Source organism: Actinophytocola sp., assembly GCF_050699915.1.
Taxonomy (GTDB): domain Bacteria; phylum Actinomycetota; class Actinomycetes; order Mycobacteriales; family Pseudonocardiaceae; genus Actinophytocola.
Window position 1 is genome coordinate 1 of record NZ_JBOHGA010000041.1, and the last position, 17,209, is coordinate 17,209.

Sequence of the window (17,209 nt, forward strand, 5' to 3'; positions counted from 1 at the left end):
ACCGCTCGTACAGGTGATCGCGGCGGCGAACACGACCGGCTGGGTCCGGCGAACCTCGTCGGCGTGGCGGCAGGGGGAGCTGGCGTTCGCGCCGCACTTGGCCGTACAGGGGCGTTTCCTGGCCGTGGACCCGAAAATCCTGTACCGCGCGGTGCTCTTCTACCACGACAATCCCGCCGCACGGGCAGAACTCGTTGACGAGGTGGCGCTGAGGCGGGTAGCGAGCCTGTAGCCGCGGCTGATCGGGTGGTGGGCATGCGTGAGTTGCAGTTCGAGCGGAGTGGACGGCTGGCGTGGCATGAGCGCGACCGGCCGGTGATCGTGGATCCGCACGACGCGATCGTGCGTCCGTTCATCGCCGGGCGCTGCGATGGGGACACCGTGCCGATTCACCGGCCGGTGTCTCGGGCGCTGCGGGTGGGCATGGCGCTCCGCCTGGTCGATCCGGTCGTCGGGAGCATCTGCGGCAGGGTCCCGTATCGCGGGCCGTTCGCCATCGGACACGAGTGTGTCGCCGAGATCGTCTCGCTCGGGCCAGGGGTGACGGGGCTGCGGGTCGGGCAGCGGGTGGTCGTGCCGTGGGCGGTCTCCTGCGGCACCTGTGCGCCGTGCCAGCGCGGGCTGACCGCCAAGTGCGCCACCACCACCGCATCGGGTGGGACGCTTGCCGCGTACGGCTTCGGGGCGGCGTGCGGGCCGTGGGGCGGCATGATCGCCGACGAGTTCCGGGTGCCCTTCGCCGAGCACATGCTCGTTCCGGTCCCGCCCGGCATCCCCGCCGAACGGGTCGCCGCGGCCGGTGACAACCTCGCCGACGCGTGGCGGGCGGTCGTGCCGCCGCTGGCCGCGCGCGAAGGCGGCTCGGTGCTCGTCCTCGGTGGCGGCGCCAAGAGCATCGGGCTGTACGCGGCCGGTCTCGCCGTCGCGCACGGCGCCGGCGTCGTGGACTACTTGGACGACGACGCCGAACGTCGCTCGATCGCCGAGTCTTTCGGTGCCAGTACACAGGAAGGCCAGGGCGGCTACGACGTGGTCGTCGAAGCGACCTCCCGCGCGTCCGGGCTGCGGCGCGGGCTGCGCGCGTTGGCGCCGGGCGGCGTGTGCACGGCCGTGGGCTACTACTTCGCCACCGGTACGCGGGTGCCGCTGATGCACATGTACGCCACCGACGCGACCCTGCGCCTGGGCGTCTCCCACTCCCGCGCGAACCTGCCCGGCCTGCTGGACTTCCTGCGCCGCACCGGGTTCCCGGCCGAGCGGGTCACCACACACACCGCCGCGTGGGACGACGCCCCCGCCGCCTACACCGCCAGAACCACGAAGCTCGTCCTCCGCCGCGACCCGCTCGGCGACGATTCGGTCTAACCTGTCAAGTACGTCAGGGAGGTTAGACATGGTGGACGACGAGGCGCTGCTCCTGGCGTTGCTCAACAGCGCGCCGGTCGTCGACGGGGTGCCGGTCGACGAGCTCGCCGACGACGAGACGGCCCGTGGCTGGCTGACCGCGCACGCGAAGTGGTCCGGCCGCGCGCCGGCCGCGGAGCTTCGGGAGGCCAGGACGGCGCTGCGAAACGTGGCCCGTGGCGCCGAGCCACCAACGTCGCTCGCCCCGCTCCTCGACGGCGTGGTCCAGCGCCCCGAGCTCACCGCCGACGGCGTCGAGTGGCGGCTCGGTGGCGACTCGGTCGTGGTGCGGGCCGTACTGGCGTGGGACGCGCTGCGCGCCGGCGCGCCGGGCCGGCTGCGGCCGTGCGCCAACGGCGAGTGCTCGCTGTTCCTCGTCGACCGCAGCAGGGCCAACAACGCCCGCTGGTGCTCGATGGCCGTCTGCGGCAACCGCATGAAGGCCCGCCGCCACTACCAGCGGGTGCGCGGTGCCTAGCGCGGGGCGGCTGCTGTCGGTCAACGTCGGCCTGCCGAAGGACGTCGCGTGGCAGGGCCGGACCGTCCACACGGGAGTGTGGAAGCAGCCGGTCGACGGGGCGCGCATGGTGCGGACGCTCAACGTGGACGGCGACGGTCAGGGCGACCTCGGTGGGCACGGTGGGGAGATGCGCGCGGTCCTCGTCTACCAGCTCCAGTCCTACGAGCACTGGCGCGTCCACTTCGGCCGCGACGACCTGGCGCATGGCCAGTTCGGCGAGAACTTCACCGTCGACGGTCTGGCCGACGACGAGGTGTGCATCGGCGACCGCTACCGGATCGGCGAAGCCGAGTTCGAGGTCACCCAGCCGAGGGTCACCTGTTTCCGGGTCGGCATGCGGTTCGGCGAGCCGACGCTGCCCGCGCTGCTCGTCGCACATCGCCGGCCGGGCTTCTACCTGCGCGTCATCCGCGAGGGACACGTCCGGGCCGGCGACGAGATCGTCCGGACGAGGACTGGGCGGCACGCGCTGACCGTCGCCGACACCGACGCCCTGCTCTACCTGCCCGGCCGAGCCCGGGACAAGCTGCGCGCCGCCGTCGACATCCCCGCGCTCAGCCCCGGCTGGCAGCGGTCGTTCCGCGAACTGCTCGACGCCCCGGCGGCTCCGGCGCGCCCGGCGTGGGACGGCTTCCGCCGCCTGCGGGTCACCGGCGTCGCGGCGGAGAGCGCGACCGTCGCCTCGGTGCACCTCGCCGGCGACGAGCCGCTGCCGCCACCGGCCGCCGGTCAGTACCTGACCGTGCGGGCGGCCGGCGCGATGCGCAGCTACTCGCTCTCGTCCGACCCGGCCGCCGGCACGTACCGGATCAGCGTCAAGCGCGAGCCGGACGGCGTCGTCAGCAACTACCTGCACACCCGGCTTCGGCCGGGCGCGGACCTCGACGTCGCGGCCCCGCGCGGCGAGTTCGTCCTCGCCGCCGGCGCCAACCCGGTCCTGCTCGTCTCCGCGGGTATCGGTGTCACTCCGGTCCTCGCCATGCTGCACGACCTCGCGGCCCGGCATCCGGCCCGCGAGGTGTGGTGGCTGCACACCGCGCGCGACGCCGACCACCACGCGTTCGCCGCCGAGGCCCACGAGCTACTCGCCGCGCTGCCCAACGGCCACGAGCACACCTGCTACACCGCGAGCGGGAACCGGCTGACCCCGGAGACGCTCGCCGGTCTCGGCCTGCCCGCCGGCGCCACCGCCTACCTCTGCGGCCCGGCCCGGTTCATGGCGGACGTCGGCGCCGCGCTCGGCACGCTCGGCGTGACCGACGTACGCACCGAGCTGTTCGGCTCCCGTCCGGCGATCAACCCGGGCATCACCGGGGCCCGCGCCATCCCGCCGCACCAGCCGCCCGGCCCACCCGGCGCCGGCCCGAGCGTCACGTTCGTCCGCAGCGAGCTGACCGTCCGCGCCGACGATCGTTCGCTGCTCGAGCTGGCCGAGGCGTGCGACGTGCCCACCCGCTGGTCCTGCCGCACGGGCGTGTGCCACACCTGCGTGACGCCGGTGCTGTCCGGCACCGTCACCCACGACCCGGCCCCGCTCGAGCCGCCCGGACCCGGCGAGGCGCTGATCTGCAGCGCTCGCCCCACCTCCGATCTCGTCCTCGATCTCTGACCTCAGCGCACGTCAGCCGACGACGGCTCCGGTGGCGGGCGTCGCCGGCGATGCGGTCGGCGGTCGGTTCGGGAGTGAGGTTCGCGGTGTCGAACCACCAGCCGACGTCGCCGAGCCCGCGACTCATGTCGGCCTCGAGGGACTCGTAGCCGTCGAGCCGGGCGGAGCGGGGGAGCCGCTCGGCGACCAGGCTGGTCACCGTCGACTTCCCCGCCCCCGGCATCCCCGTCACGATCAGACAGGTCTCACTCGTGATCAGGAGTTCGCGTCCTGGAAGTCCCTGGCCACGCGGATCAGCTCGGTCAGGCCGTCGGCGTATTCCTGGGACTCGGCGTGTGCCTCGGTGAACGGCGGCTGGAAGCCCATGCCCTCCCACTCACCGCTCGCCGGGTTCCACCGGTCGTTGCCGATCTCGAAGTCCCACGCGAAGATGCCCTGCTGGTAGTACAGCTCGTCGGCGGAGTTGCCCGCCGCGGAGTACAGCACGTCGGCCACCGGGCCGGTGCGCGACGGCCACGTCACCGTGCTCCGCTCGCTCGCGATCGCGCCGACGATCCGCTTGGCGCTGGCCTGGAACATCGCCGACTCCTCGATCGACGGGCGCGGCAGCGTGATCCGGCCCGGCATCGCGTACGCCCCGGGCGGCCACATGAAGTAGCCGCCGTAGCTGTGCACGTTCATCGCGAACTTGATGTTCGAGTGCTGGCCCGCGAACGTCGCGATGTTGTTCGCCTCCGGCTCGGACAGCTCGGCCGTGCCGGCGTAGGTGCCGGACAGGCAGTTGGTCGTCGACGCGCCGACGTAGCCGTCGAACGCCGAGCCGACCGTGTAGTTGCGGTTCACGTCCACGCCCCACGAGTCGGCGTAGCGCGGGTCGCGCTGTGCGCCGGTGCAGTGGTTGGACATGGTCTTGCGCTGGAAGGCGTAGTCGTTGAACGAGTAGTTCGCCCCGTCCGGGTTCGCCGTCGGGATCACGAAGATCTCGACGTTCTCCAGCAGCGTCCGGGTCTCCGGGTCGGTGGCGTGGTTGGCCAGCATCCGCTCGGCGAACTCCAGCGTGACGAGCGGCGTCGCCCACTCGCGAGCGTGCTCCTGGGAGTAGGCCAGCACGCCGATCCGCGAGCCGTCCCGGTGTGCGCCGATGCGCAGCGCCTGCACGGTCCACGGCTGGTGCGGCACGCCGGCGGGCGCGTCGAGGCCGTCGGTCATCCTGGTCGGGCCGGCGACCGGCATGACCAGGCCGGCCGAGCCGTCCTCGACGAACGCCGAGAACCGTTGCGGGAACCGGGATCCGATGAGCGCGGCGACCTGGTCGGTCGTGCTGACCACCGCGCCGGTGGCGTCGGTCGCGAGCGAGACGGTCAGGACCCGGTCGCGGAAGGTGGCCTGCGCCGGCCGGTTCGGCCGGCCCGGGTCGACCGTGCGGACCTGCCAGCCGTTGGGTCCCTGGTCGCCGTACTTCACCGACTCGACGACGACCGCCGCGGTGGCCGGGTCGCCGAGGTACGCGGTCGCCGTGCGGCGGTAGCCCGGCGTCTTGTTCGGCAGGTTCACGACGTCCACGAGGTCCGGGTACTGCCGACCCAGGCGGGCGATGCGGGCCTTGATGTCCACCGGCGACATGTACGCGTCGATGAAGTCCTCCTGGTACCCGTCGGGCGGCTCCGGGGGAGCGGCACCCGGCCACGCGCCCGGCGTGATCGCCCGGGTGCTGCCGCCGAGGCTCGACGTCGCCGTGACGCGAACCGGCTGCGCGGGCAGCGGCTGGGGCAGCGCGATGTGGTACTGGTACTCGCCCGCGTCCTCGAAGCGCTGCAGCGGGAAGGACCCCGCGGTGCCGTCGGCGGTCTCCCAGTGCACCGTGAGCTCGACCTCGGGGTCGGTCACGGCGGTGGTGGCGACCCGGGTCTCGAGGAACGTCTGGCCGTCGGTGACCCACCAGTAGGCCGAGAGGAACTGCAGGGTGTCGGCGGCCGCCCGGGTGGCCGCCTCGGCTCTGGCGGCCTGCTTGCTCTGCGCGTAGCGCTGCGCGGCGTCGGACTCCCGCCCGATCACCTGCAGCGGGGTGGCCCCGCGGGCGACGAGTTCGTCGAGGTCGCGGCCGGTGAGCACCAGGTCGGCGACGAGCTTGCCGTCCGGGGTGCGGCCCTGCGCGGCGATGTCGGCTCCGCTCGCGTTGAGCTGGTCGAGCATCGAGACCGTGGGTAGGTGGAGCCGGACGAGCGCGACCTCCGTGGCCGCGACCTGAACCGGCGACTTCGGCGGCGCGGCCGTGGCCGGCGCGGCGCTGGCTGCGAACGTGGCGGTGCACAACAGGGCGACCGCGGCGACCGCGTTGCCCCATCCACGTGTGGACATGGTGCCTCCCAGACGGGCCGATGGTGAGGCACAATACTTCCCCAAAACCGTTGGGAGTCAAGAAGCTTCATGGTGTTCAATGCGGGTGAGATGAACGAGAAACAGCTGGTGCGCGCCTCCAAGCGGCTCTCCCTGCACCTACGCCACGCCCCGGGTGAGATCGGGCTCGCGCTCGGGCCCGGGGGTTGGGTCGGCGTCGACGAGCTGTTGGACGCGCTGGGACGCCACGGCCTGCGGCTCACCCGCGAGGAGCTCGACGAGATCGTGTCGAGCAGCGACAAGCAGCGCTTCGCGTTCGACGAGACCGGGACGCTCATCCGGGCCAACCAGGGGCACTCGGTGTCGGTCGACCTCGAGCTGCCCGAGTCGAAGCCACCGGACGTGCTCTTCCACGGCACCGTGGCCGCCGCGCTGCCGGCGATCCGGCGCGAGGGTCTGCGGTCGATGGAGCGGCACCAGGTCCACCTGTCGGCCTCCGAGGAGACCGCGTCCCGGGTCGGCTCCCGCCGGGGACGGCCGGTCGTCCTGCACGTGGACGCGGCCCGCATGTCGGCGGACGGGCATCGGTTCCTGGTCAGCGCCAACGGGGTCTGGCTCGTCGACACCGTGCCGCCGGAGTACCTGACTCAGCCGCGACGCCCGTCGGCCCCGTAGCGGGCCGGCGCGTGGGCCCGACTCCGGTGCGGGGGAAGACGACGGAGTCGTGACATGGCGATCAACGCGGACTGGATCGGCGAGCAGCTGCGCCGGACGGACGCCGACCTCGTGGGGTTCCAGGAGGTGCTCCACGAGGAGGCGCTGCGCACCGTGTGCGAGCGCTCCGGTCACTTCGCCGGCGCCACCGTGTTCGCCCCGGGTGCCGACGGGGCCAGCGGGCCACGGCTCGGGTTCGAGTCGGACGGCGGCGGGCACGGACGCGTCGTCGTGGACCGAGGTCAGGTCGACGAAACAGGCCCCGTCGCGGATCTCGTCGGCGCGTCCGAAGAAGCTGCTCAGCGGTGTGGGTACGCGCCACGAGGTCAACCCGGCCGATGGGAATGGTCGCCGCGCGGAGAGTGTTGGTTGGAACATGCCAGAAGAGACCGTAGAGCTGAGCCCCCAGGGTTGGGTTCGGGACCAGACGAAGAAGATCCTCGAGACCGGGAGTACTGAGGGCGTCGTGATCCTCGGGAGGCCGGTCGTACTGCTGACGGTGCGCGGCGCGAAGACCGGCAGGCTGCGCTACACACCCGTGATGCGGGTGGAGCACGATGGCCGGTACGCGGTCGTGGCGTCCAAGGGCGGTTCGCCCGCGCACCCCACCTGGTACCACAACATCAAGGCGAACCCGGAGGTCCCGCTGCAGGACGGCGCCGAGACGAACGACTACGTCGCCCGCGAGGTCGACGGCGCGGAGCGGGCCGAGTGGTGGGACCGGGCCGTCGCGGCCTTCCCCAACTACGCCACGTACCAGGAGAAGACCGACCGGCGGATCCCCGTGTTCGTCCTCGACCCGAAGTAGCTCAGCACCCTGTCGCCGGGCGGGAGCTACTTCAGCGCTCCCGCCGTCAGACCTGCCACGATGCGCCGGTTGGCCACCAGGAACATCAGCAGCGGCGGGATCGTGATCAGCAGGATGTTCATGAACAGCAGGTTGTACTGCGTCGCGTACTGGCTCTGGAAGTTGAACAAGGTCAGCTGCACCGTGGCGTTCTGCTCGCCCGGCAGGAAGTACAGGGGGTTCGTGAAGTCGTTGAAGATCACCACGGACTGGACCACGATCACGGTCACCGCGACCGAGCGCAGCAGCGGGAAGATCACCTGAAAGAACACCCGCAGCGGGCTCGCGCCGTCGATCAGGGCGGACTCGTCCAGCTCGCGCGGGACCGTGGCGAGGAAGTTGCGGAACAGCAGGATCGAGAACGAGAGCCCGAACGCGACCTCGACCAGCACGAGCCCGGTCATCGTGCGGAACAGCCCGATGCCCTGCAGTACCCAGATGGTCGGCACGACCGCCGGTGGGATGATCAGTCCGGACAGGACGACGAAGTTCACCAGCCCGGTCCATCGGCTTCGCCTGCGCTGCAACACGAACGCCACCATCGCGGCCAGGACGACGAGGATCGTCACGCTGCTCACGGTGAGGACCGTGCTGTTGATGAACGCGATGATCAGCATGTAGTCTCGTGCCTCGATCACCGCGACGAGGTTCTCCACGAACCGCAGCTGCTGCGGCCAGGAGAAGTCCAGCGCCGCCGCGCCGGTGCGGTCCTTGAGGGCCTGCAGCACGATGAACGCGAACGGCACGACGAACAGCACCACCGCGACCAGGACCGACACCGCGCTCAGCGCGAGCCGTCTCACAGCTGCACCTCCCGCCGGTTGAGCAACCACGTCAGCGGCAGCACGACCGCGGTCACGAGCAGGAACAGCACGACGTTGCCCGCGGTAGACAGCCCGTAGAAGCCGGCCTGGTACTGCTTGTAGATCACCGACGCGATCACGTCCGAGGTGAAGCCGGGCCCGCTGCGGGTCATCGCCCAGATCAGGTCGAACGAGCGCAACCCGCCGATCAGGGACAGCACGATCACCGTCGCCGTGGCGGGCCAGGACAGCGGCAGCAGGATGTGCCGGAACACCGGGAACGGCCCCGCGCCGTCCACCCGCGCCGCCTCGAGGTACTCCCGCGGGATCGACACGATGCCGGCGATGTAGATGACCGTCGCGAGCCCGACGCCCTTCCACACGTCGACGAACGCGACCGAGAGCAGCGCCATCGACGGGTCGGTGAGCCACGCGGGCCCCTGGACGCCGAGCACGCCGAGCGCGTCGTTGATCAGCCCTCGGCTGGGGTGCATGAGGATCGTGAACGTGATGCCCACCCCGATCGTGCTGACCAGCACCGGGAAGAACACCGCGGAGCGCAGGAAGCCGGTGGCGAGGATGTTCGACGTCAGCAGCACCGCGAGCGCAAGGCCGAGGACGACCTTGAGCCCGGACGTGACGACCGCGTAGATCAGCGTGTTGGTCAGGCCCTTGACCAGCGCCGGCTCCTGGAAGAACAGGATGAAGTTCTCCAGGCCGATGAACCGCTGGTCGAACAGCGTCCATCTGGTCAGGCTGAAGTAGAACGACGCGAACGTGGGCAGCAGGAACAGGACGGCGTAGACGACGGCGGCCGGCAGGTAGAACCAGTACGGGTAGGCCGAGCCCGCCCGCTGCCGCGTCCGCCGGGTGAGCGGCACGGCCCGACCGGCCACCGTCGTCGACGCCATCGCCTACCAGCCCGGGAGCCCGAGCTGCTGCGCCTGCTTGGTCACGTCGCGGTCGTAGAGCGCGGCCCCGTCCTTGGCGGACCGGATGCCGGAACCGACCTCGACGGTGATCTGCTCGAGTGCCGGGCCCTTGATGGGCGAGGCGAACTCCAGCGCGGGCGTGGCCTGCCCGTCGGTCTCGAAGTACGGCAACATGTCCTGTACCACTTGCGGCAGGTCGTCCGGCAGCGGGCAGTCGTCGACCACGTACGGTCCCGTCGGCTGGTACGCCTCGGTCTGCGCCTCGCAGCCCTCCGGGCTCGCGATGAACGCGAGGAACTTCTTGGCCGCGTCCAGCTTGGCGCCCTCGGTCGTCTTCGGGATGTACACGGCGCCGGGTGTCCAGATCGTCAGGCCGTTCTTGGCGGCGTCGTCGCCGGGCAGCGCGAAGAGGCCGACATCGTTGGCCTCCTTGGGATTGTTGGTCATGAGCGTGCCGATCACGAACGTGAGGATCGGGTAGTGCGCGCCCTTGCCGGTGGCGAGCTCGCGTAGACCGTCCTCGAAGGACGCCGCGGCGAAGTCCTTGTTCAGGTAGCCGGCGTCGTGAACCTGCTGCAGGCGCTGGAAGCCCTTGAACGCGGCGGCCGACCTCGTGTAGTTGGTCTCGTTGGCCGTGTAGTCGTCGGCGAAGTCCGGCTCGACGGCCGCGACGTTGTGGAAGTCGGCGAGCACGAACAGCTGCGAGGTCCAGGTGTCCTTGTAGGTCTGGATGACCGGTGCGACGCCGGCCGCCTTGATCTTCGCGTTGTTCGCCATGAACTCGTCCCAGGTCTTCGGTACCGTCAGCCCGAGCCGGTCGTAGACCTTGGTGTTGTACAGCACGCCGCCGGCGCTGGCGCTGCCCATCGGCACGCCGTAGACGTCGTCGCCGACGGAGACGGTGGGGAAGAACGTGTCCTGGATGTTGTCGAGGTAGGGCTCGCCCTTGAGCGACACGAGCGTCTCCTGCGGCTTGAGCGCCTGCAGCAGCGAGCCGGAGTTGTACTGGAACACCTCCGTCATGTCCCCTGTGGACAGCCGGGTCTTGACGACGTTGTCGCCCTCGCTGCCCTGGGGGCGCAGCTCGACCTTGATCTCGACGTCCGGGTTCTTCTTCATGAACGCGTCGGCGAGCCCGTTGGCCTGCTTGGTGGTCGCCTCGGTGTTGTCGGCGAGGAAGGTCAGCGTGGTCTTGCCCTCCTCGTCGCTGGAGCCGAGGTCGCCGGGACTGCACGCGGAGACGGCGAGAACCAGCACGGCTGCCGCGGCCCGAATGGGTTTCATGGAAACCTCCGTGGATCTACTGGTGCGGGAAGAGGAAGTCGAGGCGCCGCCGCAGCTCACCGGGCGAGGCGAACCGGGCGAGGGCGTCCAGGAGCGCCTCGGCGGGTAGGTCGAGCTGACGGGCCAGGCGGGCGGCGGCCTCTTGCTCGTCGCGGACGAGACCGAGCGTGGTCGCCGCCTCGACGACCCGGGTCCAGGTCGGCTCGTGGTCCAGCACGTCGCGCACGGTCGGCTCGGCGGGCAGCGCCGCCCCCGCCGGGCACGGGTCGGGTACGTCCCAGTCGTGCGTGCCGTGCTCGATGAGCACCGGCTGGTCGCGACCCGGCACGTGCACGGTCGCGGTGGCACCGACGGGCACGACCACCCGCAGCGTCAGCCGTCCGCCCGCACGCTGCCAGGAGACCGCGGCCTCGCCGTAGGGGGTGTGGTGCCGGGCGGCCGCGCCGGTCAGCTCGGGGCGGGGACGGGGCGCGACCACGAGCTCGCGGTAGCCCGGCCGGGCCGGGGCCAGGCCGGCGACCGTCCGATGTAGCCAGTCGGCGACCGCGCCGAGCGCGTAGTGGTTGAACGAGGTCATCTCGCCGGGGTTGATCGTGCCGTCCGGCAGCATGCTGTCCCAGCGCTCCCAGACCGTGGTCGCGCCCATCGTGACCGGGTAGAGCCACGACGGGCAGCCGGTCTGCAGCAGCAGGCGGTAGGCGACGTCGAGCCGCCGGGCCCTGGTGAGTGCGTCCATGATCAGCGGTGTGCCGACGAACCCGGTGGCCGTGCGGAAACCCGCGGCCCGCACGATGTCCGCCAGCCGCTCTCCGGCGCGGTCCAACTGCTCGGCGGTGGGCAGCAGGTCCCAGCAGAGCGCGAGCGCGTACACCGTGGCCGCGTCGCTGAGCACGCGCCCGCCCGCGGTGACGAACTCGCGGACGAACGCCTCGCGGACCTGCATGGCCAGGTCCGCATACTGCCTGCTGACCGCGTCGTCGCCGAGCAGCGCGGCGGCGTCCGCGACGACCTGCGCGGACCGGGCGAGGTGAGCGGTTGCGACCACGTCCGGGTCGGCCTTGGCGGCGAACGGCTCGTCGGGTGGCGCGGCGGGGTCGAGCCAGTCCCCGAACTGGAAGCCGCCGGCCCAGACCCGGTCCTTGCCGGCGAGGTGGGCCGCGCGGTCGACCCACGCCCGCATGCTGGGCAGCTGCCGGCGCAGCACCGCCACGTCGGCGCTGCGCTCGTGGAGCACCCACGGCAGGAGCGTCGCCGCGTCGCCCCACGCCGCCGCGGCCGGCCCCGGGCGGCGCAGCACGTCGGGTACCACGAACGGGACCGAGCCGTCCTCGTGCTGCTCGGCGGCGAGGTCGGCGAGCCAGGAGGTGAGGAAGCCCGCGCTGTCGAACAGGAACGCGGCGGCCGGGCCGAAGACCTGGACGTCGCCGGTCCAGCCGAGCCGCTCGTCACGTTGCGGGCAGTCGGTCGGCACGTCGAGGAAGTTGCCGCGCGCGGACCAGACGACGTTGTCGTGGAAGCGGTTCAGCAGCGGGTTGGAGCACTCGAACCAGCCGGTGCGTCGCAGGTCGGTGCCGATGACCACGGCCTCGACGTCCTCTGCCCGCAGCCGCGGCACGCCGGTGACCTCGGCATAGCGGAAGCCGTGGAACGTCAGGTCCGGTTCGAGCACGCCGTCGCCGTCGGTCAGGTACGTGTCCGTCGCCTTGGCCGTCCGCAGCGGGCGGACCCCCAGCTCGCCGTGCTCGAGCACCTCGGCATGCCGGACCGTGACCTCGGCGGCCGGGTCGCACGCGTGCAGCCGGACCCGGCCGACCAGGTTCTGTCCGAAGTCGACGATCGTGGCGCCGGACGGCGACGTCGTGATCTCCATCGCCGGGACCACCTCGGTCACGCGCACCGGCGGGCCGTCCGGCGCGACGAGGTGCACGAGGTTCAGCTCCAGCACGTCGACAGGCCCGCTCGGGCGGTCGGCCTGCCGCAGGTCCGAGCGCTGGCCGTCGTAGAGGTCGTCGGCGAGCACGCCGCTCGCCCGCGCGGACCACGCCTCGTCGGTGGCGAGGACGTGTACCGCGCCGTCCACAGTGGTCACCTCGAGCTGGGCGAGCAACGCCAGCCGGTCGCCGTACAGGGCCTGTCCGCCGCGGAAGCCGAGCCTGCCGCGGTACCAGCCGTTGCCCAGCATTACCTCGAGGACGTTCTCGCCCGGCCGCACCAGGTCCGTGACGTCGTGAGTCTGGAAACGCAGCCGATGGGGGTAGCTGGTCCAGCCCGGCGCGAGCACGTGGTCGCCGGCACGGGTGCCGTTGAGCTCGGGGACGTAGACGCCGTGCGCGGTCGCGTAGAGGCGGGCGGCGGCGACCTCGCCGGGCACGGTCAGCACGCCACGCAGTACCGGGGCGGGCTCGCCGAGGCCGCCGACCGTGCGCGGGCTGACCAGGAGCGCCGTCCAGTCGTCGGGTCCGAGGCCGGCCTCCACCACGGCCCGCTCGCTCCACGCCGTCCACTCGTCGTCGCGGACCCGCACGCGGACACCGACCCGCTCGCGTGCACGCAGCGGATCGCCCGGCCACGGCACGAGAACCTGGTCCACGGAGTCCACTGTGTACCGACCGGACACGCCGCCGCGAGTCAGCTCCACCTCGTAGGCCCGCTGCCGGAACCCGGGCTCCGCCTCGGGCACGTGCCAGGACAGCCGGGGGCGCCGCGGCCCGATGCCGAGGACGGGTGCGTCCAGATGCTCGAAGCGGATGCCGGTCGGTGCGGCGGCGCTGGGCATGGCACTCCTCGTCGAGTGAAACGTTCCAAGACGCCACTCGATCGTGTGCCCCGACGCCCGTGCGGGGCTAGCCCGACGTGCACCGGTACTAGCACGAAATTCACCTCGGGGCTCCTGCCGGGCCTACAGTTGTCTGCCATGGCACACCCCGTCGGCAACGCGAACGACCTGCTGTACTTCACCGACGGCACGCTCGCCTACGCCGGTCATCACCTGCACGATCCCGGCCATCACCTGCACACGCACAGCTTCATGGAGGTCGCGGTCGTCACGGGCGGCGAGGGCGTGCACGTGTCGTCGGCCGGTCGCGAGCCGTTGCGGACCGGCGACGTGATCCTGCTGCGGCCCGGCGTGTGGCACGGCTACGAGGAGTGTCATCGGCTCGACGTGTTCAACTGCTGCTTCTCCACCCAGCTGCTGCACCGTGAGCTGGCGTGGACGCGCGAGGACCCGCTGCTCGGCTATCTACTGTGGACCGGTCCGCACTCCGCGCAGCGACGGGGCATGCTGACCACGAGCCTCGACGAGGCCACACTGGGGGAGTGCGCGGATCACCTGGACGGCCTCAGCCGCCTGCGGCACGCGCCGATGGCCATGCACCGCGGCGACATCATCGGCAGGCTCTCACTGTTCCTCAGTGCGTTGGCCCGCACGGTGGCCCGGGACGGCGACGCGGTGCGGGGACCGACGCACCCCGCGGTGGTGCACGCGATGCGACTGATGGAGGCGCGGCCCGACCACCGCTGGACGCTGCGGGAGCTGGCCGAACAGCTGCACCTCGCGCCGGGCTATGTGGTGCGTCTGTTCAAGTGCGCGACCGGCCTGCCACCGATGGCCTACCTGACGCGGCACCGCGTCGAGCTCGCCGCCACGCGCCTGCTGCACACCGACGAGCCGATCGCGCACATCGCGCGTTCGGTCGGCTGGCCGGACCAGAACTACTTCGCCCGTCGATTCAAAGTCCACTTCGGACTGAGCGCGTCGGTCTACCGGGCGCGGTTCACGCACAACTCAGTCCAGTTGGCGTCGGGCACGATCGTGAGCGGCTCCGCGTAGCTCGCCTCACAGCCGCTCGACGCCGGCTCCGTCCAGCTCGTCCGGCTCGAAGCGGCTCAACCCCGAGCTCCACCAGAACCGGCCCGCCGGATCGCCCACCAACCGATACCGGTGCTCGTCGAGGAAGGCGGCCCAGCCCGAGTTCGGCAAGCCGAGCAGTCGGATCGCGGGGTCTGCCACGGTCTGGTCGAGGGGCACCACCAACACGGCGCCATCGGCCGAGCCGACGGCCATGGCCGTCAGGTCGGCCGTGAAGCCGACGTGGGGGAGCGGGAACCGAGTCGCGGCGACAGGATCGTGGCTCAGCTCCTGGACCGGCATCCCTTGTCGGGTCGAGGTCTCGAGCGAGGACACCCGCACCGTCTTGTCGCGACCGGCGCTGGCCACCCGTACCCCGTCCGGCGACCACGACACCGCCCGCACCGAACTTTGGTGGCGCTCCAGCACGGCGACCGCGGTCGAGGTGGCCGGCTCCCACACCCGCACGAACCCCAGGTTGTCGCCGCTGGCCAACCGCGTGCCGTCCGGCGACCAGGCGAACGCGCACACCCAGCCACGGTGGCCTTCCAGCGCGACGACGGCGTCCGTGGTCGGATCCCAGACCCGCACCGTCTCGTCCCGGCAGCCGAAGGCCAACCGCGTGCCATCCGACGACCACGCCAACGCCATCACCGCACCGTCGACCCGGTCGAACGCGGTCAGCACGGTGGCGGTGGCCGGGTCCCACACGCGCACCCCGCCCCAGCCGCCGCTGGCCAGCCGCGTGCCGTCCGGCGACCACGTCACCGCCCACACCTGGCCACTGTGACCTTCCAGCGTGGCAACCGATCTGGCGCTCACCGGATCCCAGACCCGCACCACCGCGTCCTCGCCGGCGCTGGCCAACCACGTGCCGTCGGGCGACCACGACAACGACGGCACCGAGCTGTGGTGACCCTCCAGCGTGCCGACGGACGTGCCCGTGTTCGGGTCCCAGACCCGCACCACTCCGTCCCAACCACCGCTGGCGAGCCGCGCGCCGTCCGGCGACCACGCCACCGACTGCACCGGATCGTTGGGGCCCTCCAACGTGGTCAGGACGGTGGCCGTGTCCGGGTCCCACACGTGTGCCAAGCCCTCCACGCCGCCGCCGCTGGCCAACCGCGTGCCGTCCGGCGACCAGGCCAACGTCCACGCCGGGCTGAGGTGGCCGTCCAACGTGGCGAGCACCGTGCCGGCGTCCGGGTCCCAGACCCGCACCACCCACTCGTCCCCGCCGACGGCCAGCCGCGTGCCGTCCGGCGACCACGCCACCTCGTGCACCGCGCCGTCGTGCCCCGTCAACGTGGCCGGGGGACCGCTCACGGCCGGGTCCCACACGCGCGCCGCGCCCTGGCCGCCGGCGGCCAACCGGGTGGCGTCCGGCGACCACGCCACCGTCAGCACCGCACTGTCGAGGCCGTCGAACGCGGCCAGGACCGTCGCCGCGGCGGGATCCCAAACCCGCACCACACCTGGCTGGTCCGCCCAGTCGTCGCCGCCGCTGGCCAGTTGTTGGCCGTCCGGCGACCACGCCACGGTCAACACCCGGCCGCGGTCGCCCTCCAACGCGGCGACGGCGGTGGTCGTGGTCGGGTCCCACACCCGCACGACTCCGTCGTCGCCGCCGCTGGCCAGCCGCGCGCCGTCCGGCGACCACGCCACCGCGTGCACCCAGCCACGGTGCCCGTCGAGCGTGGTGACGGCGGTCGCTGTGGTCGGGTCCCAGACCCGCACCGTCCCGTCCTCGCCGCCGCTGGCCAGCCGCGTGCCGTCCGGCGACCACGCGACCGCCTTCACTTCGCCGTCGTCGGCGGCCCAGCTGACGAGCGGAACGGCCGCGGTCGAGTCCCAGATCTCGATGGCCGAGTTCCGCGCCACGGCGAGCAAAGTTCCGTCGGGATGCCAGGACAGTGCCCGAACGGCACCGGGGCTGAACGTCTGCAGGCGCGGCGGTGCCGTGGGCGGGAACGCCCGGTCGGGCAGGTTCTCGCCGCGGTGGTCGATCGGGCTCACGCGGCGGACCCTACCGCCCGCGGCGCGGGTTCGTTCCGAGATCGACTGGCACACTATGCGTCGATCACGGGAGGTGCGATGAACGGGCAGCCCGAGCCGCCGGACATGGACTTCGAGCAGATCTACCGCGACCGGGCCGACGGTGTTCCGTGGGACATCGGTGAGCCGCAGCCGGCGCTCGCCGAGCTGGTAGACGACGCCTGGTGTCAGGGGCGGATCCTCGATATCGGTTGCGGCACCGGGGAACTGGCCCTGGCGCTCGCCGCTCGCGGGCACTCGGTCACGGGTGTCGATCTGGCGCCGAGTGCGATCGCGCGGGCCCGGCGCAAGGCGGCTGAGCGCGGGCTGGCGGCCGAGTTCGTCGCCGCGGACGCCACCGAGCTGTCCGGCTACGACGGTGGCTTCGACACCGTGGTGGACAGCGGCCTGCTGCACTGCCTGCAGCCTTCGGCACAGGTGCGGTACCTGGACGTACTGCGCCGGATCTGCCGGCCGGGTGGCCGGGTCGCGGTGTTGTGCTTCGCCGACCTGCCCGCCGCACGGACTCCCGACCGCGGCCGGCTCACCGAAGACGGCCTGCGAGAGCTGTTCGCCGACGGCTGGGACGTCGAGGCACTCGAGCCCGCCGCGATTCTCGGCCTCATCCCCGACGGCCTCGGCGAGATGAGCACCTGGCCCCGAGACGACGAGGGCCGCACCCCGATGACCGGCTGGCGGCTGCGCGCCCACCGCACCCCGCGGGAACAGTCGGCTCGGCCCGGCGACTAAGCTTTCCGCTCGTTCGGCATGTTCGGCCTGGTCACCGCGGTGCGGACCAGTCTGGGCCGTGCCCTTCGCGGGCACCGGGCTCGGCATCGGACACTGCTGGCTCTCTCCCGCAGCGCAACGACCAC

General features: G+C 71.9%; 14 protein-coding genes. 8 read left to right on the top strand and 6 right to left on the bottom strand.

Annotation, left to right across the window (positions count from 1 at the left end; genetic code table 11):
• The 4 genes from ACRDSK_RS10585 to ACRDSK_RS10600 all read left to right on the top strand — a co-directional run.
• Positions 1–232, top strand: a 232-nt coding sequence (locus ACRDSK_RS10585; protein ID WP_431439922.1) for a hypothetical protein, incomplete at its 5' end; no start/stop codon positions are given.
• Between the two features lie 23 nt (positions 233–255).
• Entirely contained in the window at positions 256–1,365 is a 1,110-nt protein-coding gene (locus tag ACRDSK_RS10590; protein WP_431439924.1) for a zinc-dependent alcohol dehydrogenase, read from the top strand.
• A gap of 28 nt (positions 1,366–1,393) precedes the next feature.
• Positions 1,394–1,882: a CGNR zinc finger domain-containing protein gene (locus ACRDSK_RS10595; protein WP_431439926.1), complete on the top strand. Its 489-nt coding sequence runs from the start codon at positions 1,394–1,396 to the stop codon at positions 1,880–1,882.
• Positions 1,875–3,533 carry an MOSC domain-containing protein gene (locus ACRDSK_RS10600; protein ID WP_431439927.1) on the top strand — a complete coding sequence of 553 codons (1,659 nt, stop codon included), beginning with the start codon at positions 1,875–1,877 and terminating at the stop codon, positions 3,531–3,533. Before ACRDSK_RS10595 ends, ACRDSK_RS10600 begins: the two co-directional genes overlap by 8 nt.
• Positions 3,534–3,788: 255 nt before the next feature.
• Here the strand turns inward: ACRDSK_RS10600 and ACRDSK_RS10605 are convergent, their stop codons facing one another.
• Positions 3,789–5,891 (bottom strand): M14 family zinc carboxypeptidase, encoded by a 2,103-nt coding sequence (locus ACRDSK_RS10605; RefSeq protein WP_431439929.1) that lies wholly within the window; start codon positions 5,889–5,891, stop codon positions 3,789–3,791.
• Between the two features lie 90 nt (positions 5,892–5,981).
• Here ACRDSK_RS10605 and ACRDSK_RS10610 point away from each other — a divergent pair, with 90 nt between their 5' ends.
• Both ACRDSK_RS10610 and ACRDSK_RS10615 read left to right on the top strand, forming a co-directional pair.
• Positions 5,982–6,545 carry an RNA 2'-phosphotransferase gene (locus tag ACRDSK_RS10610; RefSeq protein ID WP_431439930.1) on the top strand — a complete coding sequence of 188 codons (564 nt, stop codon included), beginning with the start codon at positions 5,982–5,984 and terminating at the stop codon, positions 6,543–6,545.
• A gap of 415 nt (positions 6,546–6,960) precedes the next feature.
• A complete protein-coding gene (locus ACRDSK_RS10615; protein ID WP_431439932.1) occupies positions 6,961–7,392 on the top strand; it encodes a nitroreductase family deazaflavin-dependent oxidoreductase in 432 nt (143 codons plus the stop codon).
• A 26-nt stretch (positions 7,393–7,418) separates the two neighbouring features.
• On the opposite strand, the gene ACRDSK_RS10620 is transcribed toward ACRDSK_RS10615, so the two are convergent.
• Genes ACRDSK_RS10620 through ACRDSK_RS10635 form a run of 4 tightly spaced genes read right to left on the bottom strand, consistent with a single transcriptional unit; the run spans position 7,419 to position 13,226 of the window.
• A complete protein-coding gene (locus ACRDSK_RS10620) occupies positions 7,419–8,234 on the bottom strand; it encodes a carbohydrate ABC transporter permease (RefSeq protein WP_431439933.1) in 816 nt (271 codons plus the stop codon).
• On the bottom strand, positions 8,231–9,145 hold the full coding sequence (locus ACRDSK_RS10625) for a carbohydrate ABC transporter permease (protein WP_431439935.1): 915 nt from the start codon (positions 9,143–9,145) through the stop codon (positions 8,231–8,233). The genes ACRDSK_RS10620 and ACRDSK_RS10625 overlap by 4 nt, the downstream gene beginning before the upstream one ends.
• Before the next feature lie 3 nt (positions 9,146–9,148).
• A complete protein-coding gene (locus tag ACRDSK_RS10630) occupies positions 9,149–10,450 on the bottom strand; it encodes an ABC transporter substrate-binding protein (protein WP_431439938.1) in 1,302 nt (433 codons plus the stop codon).
• Positions 10,451–10,466: 16 nt separating this feature from the next.
• Complete coding sequence (locus ACRDSK_RS10635) at positions 10,467–13,226, bottom strand: family 78 glycoside hydrolase catalytic domain (RefSeq protein ID WP_431439941.1); 2,760 nt, start codon at positions 13,224–13,226, stop codon at positions 10,467–10,469.
• 138 nt (positions 13,227–13,364) lie between these two features.
• Between ACRDSK_RS10635 and ACRDSK_RS10640 the strand changes: the two genes are divergently transcribed.
• Complete coding sequence (locus tag ACRDSK_RS10640) at positions 13,365–14,282, top strand: AraC family transcriptional regulator (protein WP_431439943.1); 918 nt, start codon at positions 13,365–13,367, stop codon at positions 14,280–14,282.
• Between the two features lie 6 nt (positions 14,283–14,288).
• Here the strand turns inward: ACRDSK_RS10640 and ACRDSK_RS10645 are convergent, their stop codons facing one another.
• Positions 14,289–16,316, bottom strand: a complete 2,028-nt coding sequence (locus ACRDSK_RS10645; protein ID WP_431439945.1) for a WD40 repeat domain-containing protein — start codon at positions 16,314–16,316, stop codon at positions 14,289–14,291.
• A 78-nt stretch (positions 16,317–16,394) separates the two neighbouring features.
• Here ACRDSK_RS10645 and ACRDSK_RS10650 point away from each other — a divergent pair, with 78 nt between their 5' ends.
• Positions 16,395–17,084 carry a class I SAM-dependent methyltransferase gene (locus ACRDSK_RS10650; protein WP_431439948.1) on the top strand — a complete coding sequence of 230 codons (690 nt, stop codon included), beginning with the start codon at positions 16,395–16,397 and terminating at the stop codon, positions 17,082–17,084.
• The last annotated feature ends 125 nt before the right edge of the window (positions 17,085–17,209 follow it).